Source organism: Mycobacterium sp. NGS40 (assembly GCF_059812735.1).
Genome location: NZ_JCALDG010000108.1, coordinates 1 through 716 on the forward strand (window position 1 = coordinate 1; position 716 = coordinate 716).

Consider the following 716-nt stretch of genomic DNA (forward strand, 5'->3'; position numbering starts at 1 on the left):
AAGAACGTCGGCCGGGGCTACCAAGCAGGAGGATGTCATCGAATTCTTATCGGGGACTGCTGATATGGCCAAAATGCCGCCCGAACTCACCTTTCAGTAGACCAGGACCGCACCGCCATCACCGAACGCGCCAGCGACATGTCTGACCCGGCCGCGTTCACCGCGTGTTGTGTACAGCCGGGTTCGCTTCCGATGTGTACGGGTCATTTTTGTTCATGCGGCAGCGCTGGTGCGTGTCATCATCACACCGTGTTGGGCTCGGGCGGTGAGGGTGGTACGACACGAAAATCAGCACAGAGCGTGGCTGCCTCGATCACGAGCACACGACGCGCCAGCCGAGGTGGCGCCGAGACGATCGTGGTCGTGCCCACGCCGATGATCGCCGGCCTCTTGTTCTGCTGCCATACCCTGCAGTGGGCGTGCGCCGCTGCCGGCCTGACTGGGCACCCTCATCAGCCACGGTGGCTGGTCGCCGGTGGTGATATCCGTGGCTGACGCTTCGGTCGTCTCGGCGCGGCTGCGACCGCCGCGGCCAGGGAGGATGCTGATCGTGACTGCGGGCTGGGGCGCCTGTTTCGTGGGGATCCGCTATGGGCTAGTTGATGCTCCGATCTTGTGGTTCGCTGCGCTGCGGGCCCTGCTGGCTGGCGGGGTGTTGTTGGCGGTCGGTTGGTGTGGTCGGCGCCCGGCGCCACCGCGGTCGGCCTGGCCCGGCA

The 716-nt window shown here is 65.6% G+C and carries 1 protein-coding gene; it reads left to right on the forward strand.

Annotated features, from left to right (window positions below; all coding sequences use genetic code 11):
* Positions 1–487: 487 nt before the first annotated feature.
* The coding region (locus AC5Y5O_RS32140) for an EamA family transporter (RefSeq protein WP_500028761.1) at positions 488–716 on the forward strand (229 nt) is incomplete at its 3' end.